The 17,294-nt window shown below is 33.2% G+C and carries 13 protein-coding genes; all 13 read right to left on the minus strand.

Annotation, left to right across the window (positions count from 1 at the left end; genetic code table 11):
* The 13 genes from AC23MC_RS10210 to sov all read right to left on the minus strand — a co-directional run bounded on the left by AC23MC_RS10210 (position 1) and on the right by sov (position 17,292).
* Positions 1-690 (minus strand): SCO family protein, encoded by a 690-nt coding sequence (locus AC23MC_RS10210; RefSeq protein ID WP_487568262.1) that lies wholly within the window; start codon positions 688-690, stop codon positions 1-3.
* Between the two features lie 4 nt (positions 691-694).
* Positions 695-1,348 (minus strand): hypothetical protein, encoded by a 654-nt coding sequence (locus AC23MC_RS10215; protein ID WP_487568263.1) that lies wholly within the window; start codon positions 1,346-1,348, stop codon positions 695-697.
* A 75-nt stretch (positions 1,349-1,423) separates the two neighbouring features.
* Positions 1,424-1,864 carry a cytochrome C oxidase subunit IV family protein gene (locus AC23MC_RS10220; protein WP_487568264.1) on the minus strand — a complete coding sequence of 147 codons (441 nt, stop codon included), beginning with the start codon at positions 1,862-1,864 and terminating at the stop codon, positions 1,424-1,426.
* Between the two features lie 21 nt (positions 1,865-1,885).
* On the minus strand, positions 1,886-2,899 hold the full coding sequence (locus AC23MC_RS10225) for a cytochrome c oxidase subunit 3 (RefSeq protein ID WP_487568265.1): 1,014 nt from the start codon (positions 2,897-2,899) through the stop codon (positions 1,886-1,888).
* Positions 2,900-2,945: 46 nt separating this feature from the next.
* Entirely contained in the window at positions 2,946-3,524 is a 579-nt protein-coding gene (locus tag AC23MC_RS10230; RefSeq protein WP_487568266.1) for a cytochrome c oxidase subunit 3, read from the minus strand.
* Positions 3,525-3,526: 2 nt separating this feature from the next.
* Positions 3,527-4,444 (minus strand): heme o synthase, encoded by a 918-nt coding sequence (cyoE, locus tag AC23MC_RS10235; protein WP_487568327.1) that lies wholly within the window; start codon positions 4,442-4,444, stop codon positions 3,527-3,529.
* 239 nt (positions 4,445-4,683) lie between these two features.
* Entirely contained in the window at positions 4,684-6,789 is a 2,106-nt protein-coding gene (locus tag AC23MC_RS10240) for a capsule assembly Wzi family protein (protein WP_487568267.1), read from the minus strand.
* Positions 6,790-6,800: 11 nt separating this feature from the next.
* Complete coding sequence (gene deoC, locus AC23MC_RS10245) at positions 6,801-7,544, minus strand: deoxyribose-phosphate aldolase (protein WP_487568268.1); 744 nt, start codon at positions 7,542-7,544, stop codon at positions 6,801-6,803.
* A 54-nt stretch (positions 7,545-7,598) separates the two neighbouring features.
* Positions 7,599-8,369 carry an energy transducer TonB gene (locus AC23MC_RS10250; protein ID WP_487568269.1) on the minus strand — a complete coding sequence of 257 codons (771 nt, stop codon included), beginning with the start codon at positions 8,367-8,369 and terminating at the stop codon, positions 7,599-7,601.
* 99 nt (positions 8,370-8,468) lie between these two features.
* Entirely contained in the window at positions 8,469-9,191 is a 723-nt protein-coding gene (locus AC23MC_RS10255) for an energy transducer TonB (protein ID WP_487568270.1), read from the minus strand.
* 49 nt (positions 9,192-9,240) lie between these two features.
* Entirely contained in the window at positions 9,241-9,540 is a 300-nt protein-coding gene (locus tag AC23MC_RS10260) for a VanZ family protein (protein WP_487568271.1), read from the minus strand.
* A gap of 67 nt (positions 9,541-9,607) precedes the next feature.
* Positions 9,608-9,988 (minus strand): glycine cleavage system protein GcvH, encoded by a 381-nt coding sequence (gcvH, locus tag AC23MC_RS10265; RefSeq protein WP_487568272.1) that lies wholly within the window; start codon positions 9,986-9,988, stop codon positions 9,608-9,610.
* 71 nt (positions 9,989-10,059) lie between these two features.
* Complete coding sequence (sov, locus tag AC23MC_RS10270; RefSeq protein WP_487568273.1) at positions 10,060-17,292, minus strand: T9SS outer membrane translocon Sov/SprA; 7,233 nt, start codon at positions 17,290-17,292, stop codon at positions 10,060-10,062.
* Positions 17,293-17,294 lie beyond the last annotated feature (2 nt).

Below are 17,294 nucleotides of genomic sequence, written 5' to 3' on the forward strand. Positions count from 1 at the left end.
TTATTTTTCTTCTAAAAGTACTTTAATGTCTTGTTTTAGGGCTTGAATTCCGGTTGCTTCAATTCCGTCATAGTAAACTATTGGGTTTCCAAAATCGTCTTTTCGACTTCTAATGTTACCGTTTTTATCAATTAGGGCAAATAATCCGGAATGCTCAAAACCACCATCACTTTCTTTATTTTCTCCGGCAAAAATACTAAATCCTTTGTTAGCCAAATCATAAATATAGTCTTTATCACCAGTAAGAAAGTTCCAATTTGGATTTTTCACACCTAAATGCTCGGCGTGTTTTTTTAAAACTTCAGATGTGTCATTAGCAGGATTAATGGTGATAGAAACAATTCCGAAATCGTTTTGATTTTTTTCAAAATGATTTTGCAACTCCACCATATTTTTATTCATTATTGGGCAAATAGTTGGACAGGTGGAAAAAAAGAATTCAACCAGATAAACTTTACCCTCATAATTTTTATTGGTAATGGTTTCACCGTTTTGATTTGTTAAGCTAAATTTTGGAGCTTTGCCAATTTTCGTCAATAAATCTTCCGATGTTTCACTTTGTCCCGGTGTATTCAATCGATCGATTTTTGTAACATCATCATTTTTAATTCTACTGATGATTTTAGGAATAAAAATGATTCCAAAAACCAATATGATAAATGATATTCCGATATAAGATTTATTTTTCATGCTATTATTTTTTTCTGTCGGCACTATTTTTCTTTAATGCCAAACGGTATTCTGCTAAAATAATTTTGATGTCATCACCCATTTCATTGTGCAAATCTGCTGCTGAAATGGAATTATAACCTTCTTTATATTCCGGTTCCCCTTTTTTATTTTTCCCTTTTCTTCCTCTTAGGTTTCTTTCTTTATCGATGATAAAAACATTAGGAGTTCTTAAATTCTCATCTAATTGACCGATTAAATTTAACTGATTATAATAACTTTTTATTTCTTCGGGAGAAGCAAAAACATAATTCCATTTGGACATGTCCGAAATCCGGCCTAATTCTTCTTTTAATTCGATTGTTTGTTCTTCTGTTCCTGCAGGAGCAATACAAACTAATTGAAAATCTTTGAAACCCATCACCTTTTCATAAATCTTCTGGTTCAGGTTAAAAGCATCACCTTTATTGTATAAAATTTCTGTTCCAGGAAAAACCAAAACAGTTATTTTTTCATTTAGTGAAAATTGTTCTCCATTGGCGTTCTTAAAATTATTTAGATCAGGAATAGACTTTGTCACGGTTGGTAAATGAGTGAAATTATGCACTCCGGAAGCAAAGAAAAGATATGCCACGATGGGAAGTATAAACAAAGAAAACAGAACGATATTCTTTTTCATTTCAATTGCATTTTATTTAGTGCAAAAATAAAAAAAGGTACGCAATGCGTACCTTTTTATTTAACTAATATGGTGTTAAAAATTCCATTTAATCATGGAATTTCTATAAACTTCATAAATATAATCTCCTTCTAACAAAAAGATCAAAGCGATATAAAGAGCAAGGAAAATAAATGTCCAAACTACCGCTCTTCTTAAACTTGCTTTTTCATCTCTCATGTGCATAAAATCCCACGTAATGTAATAAGCTTTTACAATAGTTAAAACCAAGAAAATAAAGTTTAAAGGAATTAAAAAGATAAAAGGGGATAAAATAATATTCATTAATGTTGCTCCCAAACCGCCTTCAAAAGGAGTTATCCAAGGAGTCATTAAACCTACTGGCTTATAGATACCTAATACTACTTCTACACCTGTAATGATAGAAAGTAAAATCAGTACACCCCAAATTTTTTGTTCATTCGACTTGAATTTAAGTCTTCCTCTAAAAATTGCTAAGTTATGTTCGTGTGCCATTTTTATAATGCTTTTTTAAAATTATACTAAGTAGAAGAAGGTAAATACAAATACCCAAACTAAATCTACAAAGTGCCAATATAATCCAACCTTTTCTACCATTTCATAGCTTCCTCTTTTTTCATATGTTCCTAAAATAACATTTAAGAAAATGATAAAGTTAATTACTACACCTGAAAACACGTGGAATCCGTGGAAACCTGTAATAAAGAAGAAGAAATTAGCAAACTGTTTGCTTCCGTATTCATTTCTAACCAAACTTGCTCCTTGAACAACTTGAACCGCATCGTTTAAACGAGCTAATGATTCTTCTCTGGTTAAAATGGTTTTATGTTTTTCTTTATTTAAAGTTGGATGAACACCTTTTTTATCGTTCTTATCAAAATAAGTTTCTTGAGTTCTAACATAAATGTTTGGGTTGGCTTTAAAACCTTCTATTACTTCTGCAACAGAATAATCCGGCAAAGTAGCTTCACTTGTAAACCAAATACCGTTTTTACGTTCATGTTGCACACGATCTTTTGGTAAAGTAACAGCTAAATCAGATACTTTAAATCTTTTCCCTTCTGCATCAACAAATTGAATAATACTTCCTCCTTTTGTTTCAATTGCACCATATTCACCTTTAATAAAGTTTTTCCATTCCCAAGCTTGTGATCCAACGAAGATCAATCCGCCAATAACGGTTAAAAACATATAAAAAGCTACTTTCGATTTTTTCATGTGATGACCTGCATCTACGGCAAGCACCATCGTTACAGATGAGAAAATCAAGATAAACGTCATCAACGCCACATAAAGCATTGGCAAATCATGACCGTGCAAAAAAGGAAAGTGATTAAACACTTCATCGGCAATTGGCCAACTATCGGCAAATTTGTATCGAGAAAAGCCATAAGCTGCCAAGAACCCTGTAAAGGTTAAAGCATCTGATAAAATGAAAAACCACATCATCATTTTGCCATAGCTAGCTCCCATTGGCTCGTTTCCGCCGTCCCAGATTTTTTCTTCAGTTGTAGTAACTGTCGCTCCCATATTTAGTTATTAGTTAAAAAGTTCCCAAATTTACATTTTTTTTCTATTAGTAAAAATAGAAAAATAAAAACAACAAAATCCATAATATATCAAGAAAATGCCAAAACATTGCACCTAGCTCAATTCCAAGGGTTTGAGTTGAATTGTATTTTTGTTTAAAATGATTATAAATTATAATTAAAAGTGCTATTAGCCCTCCAAAAAGGTGTGCCATGTGCAGAATAGCAATAATATAAAGAAAAGATGTATTTACTGTACTTTCGCTCCCTGTAAAAAAATAGCCCATTTCGATTATCTTTCCAAATCCTATAAATTGGAAGATTACAAACAATATTCCCAATGCTAAAGTGACCAGCAACCATAATGATGTTTTGCTTCGATCATTTTTTCTAATTGTAGTTAATGCCAAATGAAACGTTAAGCTACTAATTATAATTATGATTGTACTGATGATAAATGCCTGTGGCAATTCAAAATCTTTAAGCCAATCTTTTCTCGATGTACTCACGATGTATGCACTGGTTAATCCGGCAAACATCATTACCATACTAATCATAGCAAACCAAAGCAACAATTTATACGATTGTCCTTTTCTATTTTCGTGCTCTTGAACGGTCATTTCCATAATTATCGTAAAAATTTATCTGCAATATAAACCAACTGAAGAAGGGTTATATAGCTCACACTAATCAACATTAATTTTCTGGCAGCTTTGCTGTCGCGTTTTTTATACAATTCAAATGCGGAATACAACATCCAAATTCCGAGCAAAAATACAACAATTGCCGAAACCGGCGTTAAATATAATCGACTTCCTACTATTCCGATGTACGGAAAAATTGCCGGCAACAACGAAGCAATAATCAACCAAATAGTATACAAAATAATTTGCAAGGCTGTTCCTTTGTCTTTTTCTCCTGTTGGAAGCATAAAAAAACCAGCTTTTTTGTAATCATCATACAAAAACCATCCAATTGCCCAAAAATGTGGAAATTGCCAAAAGAATTGAATTAAAAATAACGTTCCTGCTTCCAAGCTAAAATCATCCGTTGCGGCTACCCATCCTAACATAAACGGAATGGCTCCCGGAATGGCTCCCACAAAAACAGAAAGCGGCGTCAGGGTTTTTAATGGCGTGTAAACACTTGTATATAAAAATATTGAAATTGCCCCAAACATCGCTGTTTTAGGGTTTATTAAATATAAAATTATAAGTCCAATTAAGGTTAGAACAGAAGCCAAAATAAACGCTGTGTTTACCGACATTCTTCCGGCGGCAATTGGTCGGTTTTTAGTCCTGTCCATCAAACCGTCTAAATCTTTTTCAATGATTTGGTTAAATGCATTGGAAGCTCCAACCATGCAATATCCACCAAGTGAAAGCATTAACAATGTTGTCCAACTAAAGGTTGAAATATCTAAAATTCCTAAAAAATAACCTGCTATTGAAGAAAAAACAACGCTTATAGACAACCCTGCTTTAGTGATTTGCTTAAAATCAAAATAAAGAGATTGAATTGTAAACGAATTGTGGGTTGCGTTCAAGACTTGTTTCATTGTTTGTAAACTTCGGCAAAGATACAAATTAGAAACTTTAAAAAGAATTGAACAAATTAGAAAATTGGTGTTAAATATATAAGAAAGAAATTAAGACTTTTTTTAAACCACGAATTCACCTATTAAAACGAAAAGCGATTCAATTTTATTAGAATTTTCATACAAAATGAGCTTATTAACCATTAAAAAGTCAAAATTATATTTGTGAATTCGTGGTTTTTCAAATTTTAATAATCAAAATACCAATTAAACAAATCGGCTCTTAATCCAAGAGAAAACCATGTTGTATCTTGTTTAAAAGTGGTTAGTGTATTTTGTGTTGGATCAAAACTTCTGTAAATCAAATTGGCAAAAACTTTTAGGTTTGAAGCAGGATTTACTAAGTAACCCGCTTGCAAATCGGCAATCATGATTGTGGTTTTATTTCCTTGACCAATGCTTACACCGGTATCAAAAGGTCTTTGATCATCATAATCTTTGTAAATGTTTCCTCCATAATTCAAAGAATTTTCTGCTGTGTCAAAATCTAAACCACGAACACCGTAAGTCAATTTTGCATCGCCAAACCATCTTCCTTTAAAATAACGGGCAATAGCTACGACTTCTCTGGCATTTCCTCCCCATTGATGTCCTAAACTTTGATTATTATGTCCGTAGTTGGTTATTGGCGTGCTATGTGAATAAACATAAGGTCTGATGTGATTATATTCTACTTGCAACAAAAGATTTTCTACATTAAAAGCATTGTAATATTTTGCCCCTACTTGATAGCCAAATTTATTTTTCCAACTTTGATTAGCTTCTTTAACATCGGCTAATGAAAATTCATCAATTAAAAATTGACCATACAAACCAACTTGATTGCTCCATTTATATTTTGCGGTTAATCCCAAAAGAGCATTTCCGGTTCTGGATGAAGAATTAAATTCAACTGTTCTGTAAAAAATTATTGGATTTACAAAACTAAAATCGAAACCTCTATCATTATCATTTGTCCAAATTACAGATTCAAAAAAACCAATATTTAATCGTTTGGATGCATTCCAACTTAAATAATGATTGGCCATATATTTGGTTGCATAGGTTCCGTCAACAGTTGCTTCCGGACGAATATCTTTTAACCACATATAGGTATTAGTATATTTTATTTTCCAAAAAGTGGTGTTGATTTTGAAATACGGATACGGACTAGCTCCATCACTGGTTAAAAGCGAACGATACCCATCACCAATAAAATTTCTTCCATAACCTAATTGAAGGTTAATAAAATCACTTGGTGTATAGGTTAAATTTGCTTCCGATAACGGAAAATCATACGCATCATCTTTGAATCTTTTGGCAATCCCGACTCCAGGAATTACGGCTGGATTTCCTCCCGAAGGAGCAATACTTTCGGCATATTGGTTGTAATAATCTGCAAATCTTCCTTGGCTTTCATATATGGAAGTTGTAAAATTCAATTGCTTTCCTAAACCACCTTGGATTTGAAGTCCTCTAGTGTTTTGATACGTGTAACTTGCTTCACTTGGACTGCTTTTTCCAACTCTTAAATCTAAAATCGGATTCATTGTAAACCAATAGTCTTTTCCTTGAATGGCAACTAAATTTTCGTTCCAAAATTTTCTTCCCCACCAACCGGTTTTATTTTTCATTACTTTTTGATTGGCTTCTTCCAAATTATAATATTTATTTACTTCGGAATACGTATATGGTTTGGAAGCTGTGTGATTATTTGAGCCCACTTGATTTAAGGCCGCATCAAATTGAGCATAATTACTGTGGGAAAAAGGAATATTTAAATGACTTTGAAACTGAGGATTCGAAAATTTCTCATATTTAATGTTGTCATATTCATCTAATTCATTTTTATTGACTTTAAATTCGGAAGCACTTTTTTTAGCGGCTTCTTCTTTAGCTAATTTTGCCTGCACAGGATCTTGCAGCGGAATATTGATGCGAATAGAATATCTTGAATACGTTGGATTTCCTGCATACGTTGGTGGACCAATAGAATCCATTTCACTAAAAACACGTTTAATTTCTTCGCTTAGCTCAGGATAAGTGGCATCAGAATATCGCATAATGAATTTTCCTTCCTGATTTACTTCAAAAAGAACAGTAAAACTACCTTTAAAATTATTATCTGTCACACTTTGTGGAACTTTAAAGTTTGTAAAAACCTTTTGTTGCACTTCATCATAAAAGCACTTCTCTAACTCTTCATTGAATCTATTTTCGCAATTTGGAAAAACCGGAAACTGTTCTGCTTTTTTGTCTTGAGACCACAAAAAATTTGAAAACACAACAGTTAAAAGAAGAATATATTTTTTCATTTGAGTCATAATTAATAATTACCATCTGCAACCAATCCAGCTACAATTGCTTTTGCTGAAGAAGTTCCGATTCTTTTTACTCCAAGATTAATCATTTCGATTGCCTCTTGATACGTTCGAACTCCACCTGCAGCTTTTACTGGTAACGGAGAACTATTTTCTAACATCATTATTATGGTTGGAACTGTTGCTCCATTGGGTTTATTATCTTGTGTTTTAAAGAATCCCGTAGACGATTTTACAAAAACAGATGAATAACTGTCTTCTTTAAAATTTGCGATTACAACATTTTTTATTAATGCCGAAAGTTGAACTATTTGTTGATCTGTTAATGCAGCCACTTCAATAATCCATTTTACGGTTTTGTTATGAGATAATCCGAGTTGTGTGCATTTTAAAACTTCCTCTTTTACTTGATTGATTTGACCGGTTTTAAACAATTCATAATTGCAAACAAAATCCAGATCATCTGCTCCATCTTCGATAGCTTTAGTTGCTTCAGAAAGTTTTTCTTCTGTTGTTGCAGTACCTTCATGAAAACCAATAACAGTTCCTATCAACACTTTTGATTTGGCTGTTGAAATCATTTTTTTTGCCAATGCAACCATATCCGGTCTAATCATAATGAGCTTAAAGTGTTCTTGAATGGCTTCTGAAATGAAACCTTGCACTACTTTTTTATTTTCCTCAAAAGACAATCCGGCTTGTTCAGCTGTTTTTAAATAAGTTGAGTCTAAAAATTGTTTGATATCCATTGCGTAAAAATAAAAAATCCCACCGAAGTGGGATACATTTTATGTATAAATATTTTATTTATTTAATTTGAATGTAATTGGAATTCTATAACGCACATTTACAGGCTCTCCTTTAAAAATTCCAGGTTTTAAATTTGGTAATTTGCTAACTACTCGTAGAGCTTCATTTTCTAAATCTTTGTCATTGAATTTATTCGCATTTGCAGGTTTAACATTTGAAACTTTGCCATTAGAATTAATTATAAACTCTACCAAAACCGATCCTTGTGTTTCATTTTCTCTTGCTCTTGCAGGATAATTTAGATTTTTTTGCAGATACTTTTTCATTTGTTCGTTAAAACAAGCTTTTTGAGCATCGCCTTTTAAACCGGAACAAGCCAAAAAAGTAGGCAATTCATCTAGTTCATATCCTTCATAAGAACTTTTCTTTGGCACTGGAATATCCGCTGGTGTTGAAGTTGTTGGTGTTTCTGTTGGGGTAAGATTCTCCACAGGTGTATCATCAGGAGATGTTGTTTCAACATTTTCAGGCTCAGGGCTACTATTATCAATTGGTTTAAATTGATTTACTATTGGTTTTTGTGAAATTGGTTTTGTTTCTACCTTAGCAATTTCTTTTTGCGGAGCTTTTTCTATTTTAAAAACTCCATTAAAAGGTTTTTCAGAAATTTCAATTACTTTTTTTCTATCAAAAGGCTTCGTTTCAGTAACCGGAGTTTCTAATTCAATAATAAAATAAACAGCAATTAAACTTGCTAAAAGTCCAAGTTGGAAATAAATTTTTCCATTGTGCTTTACATTTGGGTAATCATCTAAGTTTCTCATGGTTTCTATGGATTAGTTATAAAAAACAGAAACCAAAAGTTATGCCAAAAAAAACAATCCGCTCAAATTGAGCGGATTATAATATACTATTCAAAAAAATTATTGATCTAATTTAAAAGTAATTGGAATACTCATTGTCATTCTAACCGGTTTTCCTCTTTGTTTACCCGGAATCATTTTAGGTAATTTAGTCATAATTCTTCTTGCCTCTTTTTCTAAAGTAGGATAAGGTGCTCTCATGTTTGCAATAGAAACGCTTCCATCTTTTTCGATAATGAAACTAACAAATACTTTTCCTTGGTGACCTGCATCTACAGCAGCATCCGGATAACTAAAGTTTTTCTTAATATGAGCTTGAATTTTTTCTTGAAAACATTCTTTTCTTTTGTCTTTTGCAACGCTTTCACAACCAGGAAACAAAGGCACATCTTCAATAATTGCGAATGGCACATCTACTTCTGGCTCTTCTACCTCAGCTACAACCACTTTTTCAGCTTTAACAACTTCTTCTTTTTGGTTTGTTTCAGTAGATTGAATTTCAACTTCTTTGATTTCCTTTTTATCTTCTACAATCTTGATAATCTCAGGAGCAGCTGGTGGCGGTGGTGGCGGTGGTGGTGGTGTATTTAATTGCATTGTTACCGGCACATCTTCATCTAAAAAGCTATTATCGACAGCTTTAGTGAGACCGGACAAGTCTTTTTCATATGTTTTTAATTCTATTGCAATATAAGAAAGTATCACAATAGCTGCCAATCCAAGTTGAAAATAGAGTGCACTATTTCGTTTAGGGTCAACATTCAAGTTCTTTTTTGGTTCCATAATTCGTTAATTGAGTTGCTAATATAGCTATTTATCAAAAATATTAAAATTATTTTATAAAATTTAACCTTTTTCTATTTAGAACAACAAGAATTACTGCTGTTAAACTTCCTAGGGAGTTGAATAAAGCATCTGTTAATTCCGGTTTTCGGTTTTCAGTTAATTGTCCTTGTAATATTTCAATAATTATGCCATAAATCACCGCAATAAAAAAAGAAATTACAATGGGAAATTTTACTTTCAAATTAAACCCTAAATTTAAAATGAGCAATAGGGTTAAAATAAAATAAAATAAAAAGTGAACGTATTTGTCTGCGTTTTTTGGAGCGTCAATTGACATACCATTCATACTAACCAAGCTCAATGTAGTGATACCTATTAACCAAAAAAACAAGGCGAGTATGAGAATTTTTTTTTTATGCACCTATTAATTCTTTATAGGCTTCATCGGTTAACAAATCTGCAAAATCATTTGGATTTGATACTTTTATTTTTATCATCCATCCAGCACCATAAGGATCAGTGTTTACACTTTCTGGTTTGGTTTCAAGTTCTTCGTTGAACTCTATAATTTCTCCTGCCAAAGGTAAAAACAAATCTGAAACGGTTTTAACAGCTTCTACTGTTCCAAAAACTTCATCTTTGTCAAGTGTTTGATCAAGTGTTTCTACTTCTACATAAACGATATCGCCTAATTCTTTTTGAGCAAAATCGGTTATTCCAACAGTAGCAACATCGCCTTCTAAACTAACCCATTCGTGGTCTTTTGTGTACTTTAAATTTGATGGTATATTCATTATTGTAAATTGTTTGTACAAATGTAATTTTTATGCGATTATTTTAAACTATTTTTCTATTAATTTTTATGTTAATTTCCAAAATTGTATCGCAAAGTAAATCCAGCTCTAATATTTGTTAGTGGAAATGCTGTTGAAATCACGGCTTTGGAGAAAGTATGATCATAATAGAAAATAGCTGTAAGATTTTTACTAAAAGCATAATCTGCAGTTAGCTTTGCAGACCATATATTTTGGCCTCCGGATAGTTGATTATTATCATAATCTAAATAACGAACAATGGTTTTGTTATCTCTAAAAGAAAAGTCTGTTCTAATATTTATATCACTTTTAATAATTCCCTGCGGATTATCAGCTAATGCAGATGTAAATGTAACATCTTTAAAGCGGAAACCAAGTCCAACAACGTATTCTAAACCTTGAATTTCTGTGAGCAGGTTATTATCAAAACTCATAGATAGTGCTCTGTCTTTTTTCATTTCGGCTAAAAACTTAAATGAATTTTGCATTTCAAAATCTACACGAATCAATGGATTAAATTGTTCAACTAAGTTAATATTTTGAACAAGTGTTTTATTGTAAAAATTACCTCCTTGATCCAACTGATTTGGGTTTTGCTCATATTCAAAATTAGATCGATAAGAATTAATGGTGTAGGATGCTTTGTAACTATGCTGTAAAGAAAAACGTTTGAATCTGTCTTTAAAGAATTTATATCGCATTAAACCACTGTATTTTACTGTCCAGTTTGGAAGCGGAAAATCTCTAAATGCACCCAATGAAATTCCACCCGACTCTTTACCGGAATAGGCTGCTAAAAAGGATGGGATTAAAACCGCCTGACTATTTCTTCCAAACCCTACAGGATATCCAAAATTTGGATCTGTTGAATCTGTTACTCGTGGAATATCTCCTACATAATATTGTGATGCTAGTCGATTTGCGATAACTAAACGATTATCTCTAAAATCTTGAAAAGCTGCCGAATTAAATTCATCACTTTTAGAGAACGCAGTTTTTATTAAAATTGTTGAAATGTTGAAATTTCCTGTAGTATATGGTGATCTTGAATTATAAATTCCACTCTCAACATCATATTGCTCTGAGAAATTTTCCATATAATTTCTATCAGCGGTTAAATCAATTGTAAAATCAGGGAACAAGTCAACTTTTGCTGTAGCATTTAATTGTTTCGTTACAACTTGTGTAAAGTTTTGGTTAAATTCAGGATAAATGGTTAACCAACCTCTTCGAGCGGCTTCATAACGAACATCATCTTGAAGTCCGAACACAAATCCGGTTGTTGGTTTTGATGTTCCAAAAAAGCCTAAAGTTGGTGTATATCCCGGCAAAACAGTACCTTCATTTTGAGTATAATTTATTTGAAGATTTTTTACACTTGTTACAACACCAATCAATCCATCAACAAAAACGTTACCTTCTGTTTGTTGAGGCTGTCTAGTACTAACAATTTTTTCACCCGGTTTTGGAGCTGCAGGTTTAGGCTGAGCTGCCGGTTTTTTTGGCCCTTTCGTTAAACCGATATATTTATAAAACATATCCATATTCATCGTAGCATTTATTCTATGAGAAGCTGAATTTTGGATAGTATTTCCCAAATCAAATATTTGTCCGTCTTCTGCTTCAAAAGATGATAAAGCATCGGAAGAACGCATCCAACTATAGGTTCCGGTGTATGAATAATTCGATTTTAAGAAACTCAAAAACGGTAATTTATTTAAGGGAAGTTCATAGTTCAGAACAAATTGTTGGTTGTGTTGATCAGGTGTTCCCGCATTCCAGTAGTCATCGAAAATTCTGTTTTCTTCTTCCGGGAATCCTTCTTCGTCAAAATAATTTCGAACAATATTACTTCTGCTAACTGTGTAATTCAATTTTAATGATTTGGTTAAATTGAAATTGAAACCGTACTGATAATTAAACAAATAATTTCTTCTGTATAAAGCAGATAATGGAATTCCTTCTACTTCAACTTGTCTGAATTGCTGACGGTTGAATTGTCTGATTACATTAGTACTAAAGTTGATATTTGAAGGCAAATAATTAAAATTGAAGTCACTCAACAATTTCCAATATTGAGACTTCTTCATAAACTTATTGCTTTTGAGAGGCTCAATCGGTTTAGCTTGAAATGTGTGAGCATAATCCACAGAAGTTCTAGTTTGCTGATCAATAAAATCTTCAATTTCATAATTATGTTTTTCAACTTCATTGAACGAATGCGAAAGTGTTAAATTTTCAACATCATAAACCCGTGCTTTTTGTTCCGGTGCACGTTCTTTTCTAACACCAATGAAATTTATACTTTTTCGTTTTGTATAATCGATTGCTCTTTTTTCGATATTTTCACGTTCTGCATCATCGGTGGTAATGTCCATCAATTGCTCTAGTCTGATATCTTGATTAAACGGATCATATTCCGGAGTAATTGTTTGTTCTCCAACTGCATAATTGAATGGTAAATTAACACCCCATTTTTTTGGAAGTAACTGACCAACATTAACATTTGTTACAATGTCATATTGTTGCATATCTTCACGACTTCTTTCATTTACGCCTTGCTCTAAAGCTCCAAAACCAATTGTGCTCATTCTACCGGTAGCAGAAACTGTAGCAAAATCAGCAGCATTTGCATCCATGTTTAAAATTGCGGCAAATCCTCCTTTGTTCTTTAAACCTGCCACTCGCAATTCGTTAAACCAAACTTCTCCACGAATACTTTGCGTTTCTACAGCTCCGGTTTTTGAATTTCTCAAACCAATCATCAACGTTCTTACTAAACCGAAATTAGGATTTCCTTTTATACCTAAACGAAGTTTGTTTGGTTTTGAAGCTGCTGAAGGATCCAATTGATCTTCCTCTTGAAAATAAATTTCATTTGGATCAGGATTAGCACCATTTATTGCTAAAATTTTTAATTGTGTTAGCAATGCTAGATTTAAATCTATTTCATTGGCTTGTGGCCAAACATCTTCTGCGGTAGTTGCACCAAATTGAGTAACTTTTAATGGAATTTCTACTTGGTAAAAGTTTTGCGTAAAGTCATTTCCAAACCGAATAAAAGCAACCATTTCATCATCAACAAGCATTGTTTCATTGTCATCAAGAGCCTCTGCGTGAATAAACATTTTCAGTTTTTCAAACTGACGCATATCAACTTCTAAATTTTTGAAAACGGCTCTTGAATCTTCCGGCTCTAAACCTCCGGGAAGACTTGTGTTTTGCTTAGCTACGCGAAGTGAAAGCGATTGTTCGTTTTGATTGATTACAGTATTGTTATTGTATAATTGTTCACGATCTACACCAGGTGGCATTACATATCGAATAGGTGTTCTATTGCTATTTTCTTGAATATTAACTGATTGAACATCAAATGCTGTATTGTCATCCTCGTCTTCAATCAAGGTTACGGTTTCGTTAGGATCTAATGTTCCTAGGTATCTTCTCCACTCGCCACGAACTAATTCTAAAACACCAAAACGCACTGTCATTTCTTCGGTAAAACCGGTCATGAACATTCTCATAAATCGGATGGAACGAAAATCGGAGATACTTCCAATTTTGTTTGAGTGCTGTGTAACTGGAATTTTAAACTGAAGCCATCTTGCTGCCGGAAAACCAGGTCCGCTACTGCTTGGTGGAATTGCCGCTACCGGAACAATATCTGTAATAAAATTTTGTCCAACAACCATGCCGGGAGAAAGATCGATTTTATATTCAAAATACGCATTAATCGTATTCATCGTATTATCTCTATTGATGTCTTCTGTGTCAGGTAAAGTTGAATTTCCACGGTTATTATCCGAAACATTCACGGGAGAATTTTGCTCTAAACCGTTATAATTTTTATACCGTTCGATTACATTTCCGGTAGCATCTAGATAGAATTGATAATTATCTGCAGCTGGATCTTCAAATGCTAAAAACTGTGGTGTTAAGCCATCTATTTGTGCTTCTTCTGCATCGTTTACACCATCTAAACCAACATCTTGAAGGGCTCTGTTGCCATCTTCTGTGTCAAAAGCATAAATTAAAGATTGAGAAGCTGGAACTTTACCCCAAAAAGTAGGAATGGTTGGTTGAGTTGAACCTACTCCCGGCAAACCATTTTCATATTGTTTTCTTCCGTCTTTTAAAACATCTTCTGAAATTTCTCCTAAGTTAATATAAATTTCTCCAGTGTTTGTAGGATTAAATTCATCTGTTCCATGATAAGGATCCAACATCCAAAATTGAATATACTCCACATTTCCCTGTTCAAAATTGGTAGAATTGATTGCACGCATGATACCTCCAAAATTCGATTCAGGGTTTGGCAAGGTGTTTTCTGGTGTTGTATCAGGATTATAGTTGTACGGTCCTCTTTCCGATGGAAAATAAGTTAAATCTAAAGTATTAATAACGGTTTGTTGTCCTTGAGCAATATCTGTTACCGGAAAAATTTCGTTGATAAAAATCCTTCTTGTTTTGTTTAAAGCCATTTCTTCATCAGAAATACTGGCTGGTCTTTGGCTGGTATAAAAAATTGGGTCTACTGTATACCATGCTAATTTTGCTCTTTTAAAACCGGTATTTCTTCCTGTAAGTGTTTCTCCAAAATTATAAGTGCTTTCGTTGTTATTTAGCGGCACACTTGACAAACTCCAAGACAATGCCGATTTCATATCGATAGTTGTTTGCGAACCTTCAAAATCATCTACATAAAGAGTAGATTCTCCATTAAAACTATCAGCTTTTGGGGTGTCTGGCTTTAGAAAGGCTACTTCACCTCGAAGAGAAATATTAGAAGGAACATCTGTATCAATATTTGGCAATTTATTTACTAATCTTGTTAAAAAAGGAACTTCTGTTGAATAGTTTCCGTTAAAACCAAAAATTGAGTTGTTTACAGATTCCTGACCAAAACTTGATTTTTGTGTAAATGGTCTTTCGGTCATTCGTAAATAAGTAGCTCCTATTTGAAATTTTTCAGAAAATTTATGATCTACATTCACACCCATAAAGCGTCTGGTTTGTTGACCAAAAACAGAATTATTTTCTACAGAGATATTGATTGGTGTTCCTGAAGCTTGAAGCGATGGATCTAAAATTCTTACTCTTCCTAATTGATAGTTTACGGTATAATCAATTCCTTCTGACAATGTTCTCCCACCAGCGGTTACAACAACTGAACCTCTTGGAACATTGAATGCACCGATTGGAATTCCGTCTCCACCGGTTGATTTATAACGACCACGAAGTAAAAATTTATTTTTTTCGCTTTCTTGAAGTGCATCGGCCTGTGTGCTTCGATACATTTTTCGATAAACATATTTACTTTGATTTGTGTTATAGCCAGTTATTGTATTGTTGTAATCTTCGCCCGGACTTGATTTTAATTTATCAAACAAATGCTCTCCAAAAGGTTCTACTGTGGTAAAAATTAATCGTCCGTTTTGACTGTCAACTGTTAAACCAGGAATAAAATCATAGAATCCATCACCTCCTTGTTGCGGGTCATTGGTATAATTTAATCTATCAACATTAAAAACCCTAAGCAAAGGTGTTTCCGAAACTTCATCTTCAGGTGAAGGTAGTGGATTGGTTAATGTAATATAATTTAAAGGTGAAGGATCTGAATAAAGTATATTAAATCTAAAATCTTCTTGAGATAATTGAAATGCTCCCGGAATTTGATAGATGTTTTTCATCATTAAATTCCAAATTGGCATGTCTACATTAGTTAAATTACTTTTCAACATTTTTAGAACCAAACATTGTGTAACCGGAATATTTGTTCCCGGATCTACTACTGTTGATTCTACTCCGTCGTTACCAAACTCTCCTACTTGATATACTTCATCACCAATTGTATATTGATAGGCTACTGCAATTACTTCGTCATTCGCTAATTTTTGTTGAAGCGAAATATACCCTAATTGAGGATGAAATGTAAATTCATTAGAAGTTAATTTTCGTGCATTTTCTAATTTCGAATAGTCTAAACCTTCAACGGCATTATAATTAAACCCTTCGTTTGATGTCACTATTTCTCTAATTTGCGGACGCAACAAACCTCCTCCACTTTGAATCAAAGCAGGGTCAAAATCGTTGTTTGAGTTTTTGGATGGTGTGTTTGCTATGACATTAAAGAAACCTGGCGGAATTGGATCTATCCCCACAACTTCATCATCAGTTAATCCGGGCAATTGAGCTTCTCCTAAATCTTGAAGTGCAATAATATTTCGCAAATTATTTCCTTCTTGCGAGGTGTTTATTCTGTTTTGACGGTTGGTTATCCAAACTTCAATCCGGGTAATTTGCACACGGCTATCTATCATTGGATATTGTCGTAAAGAAGCATCATATCGACTTCTAAAATATTGAGAAAGGAAAAAGTGTCTATCAGAATCATATTCCAACGCAAACATTTGAAAATCTTGCACAGTTCCGCCTCCCTCTGCAGTTACAGAACGTGTTTGTGATTTTTGTTCGGAGAAAACACCGGTTATCGTTGTTCTACCAAATTGCAATTGGGCTTTTACCCCAAATAAACTTTGAGCACCACGAATTAAAGTATTATTTAGTGGCATACTAACGTTACCTACCTCTAATTTTTGAAGAATAGCATCTTCTTCGGGAGCATATTCTAACTTAATTAAATTTTGAAAAGCAAAGGTTGATTGGGTATCATAATTTGCATTTACATTTAATCGTGTTCCCACTTTTCCGGTTAAACTCATGTTTATCCGTTGGTCAAAATCAAATGTTGTTGTGGTTCTGTTTCTGGGAGAAAAAGAGGGATTATCTTGCTTAGTATAACGAACACCCAAATCCATTTCTACAGATCCACGAGGCTGAACATCAATGGTGTTACTACCAAATATAGTTTCAAAAAATCCAGAGTTTACATAATATCGCGGTAATAAATCTTTTTTGGCATCGTCTGCTCCTTCTTTTTTACCGTCGATGGCATCTAATTTTTGTTTGAAATAATTTCGCATCGACTCACGAAGCACCAATTCTTCATATTCTTTTGGCGTTAAAATAACCGGATAATTGATATTGAATTCACCTATTTTACTATTATAAATATAGCGATCAGTAACCGGATCATATGTGTAGGCAGAGACGATACTTGGTGGATTATTTAATTCTACTTTCCCTTTGTTATAACCAACTGAATCTACTGGGGTTTCATTTTCATCTTCTTGAGAAAATGTGGTGATACTTAAAAGTAAAATTAGCCAAAAAAAGCAAGCTTTGAATGACGCAACAAAATTAAAATTATACGTAGTTTTCAAGA

The organism is Flavobacterium sp. T50_26 (assembly GCF_057652995.1).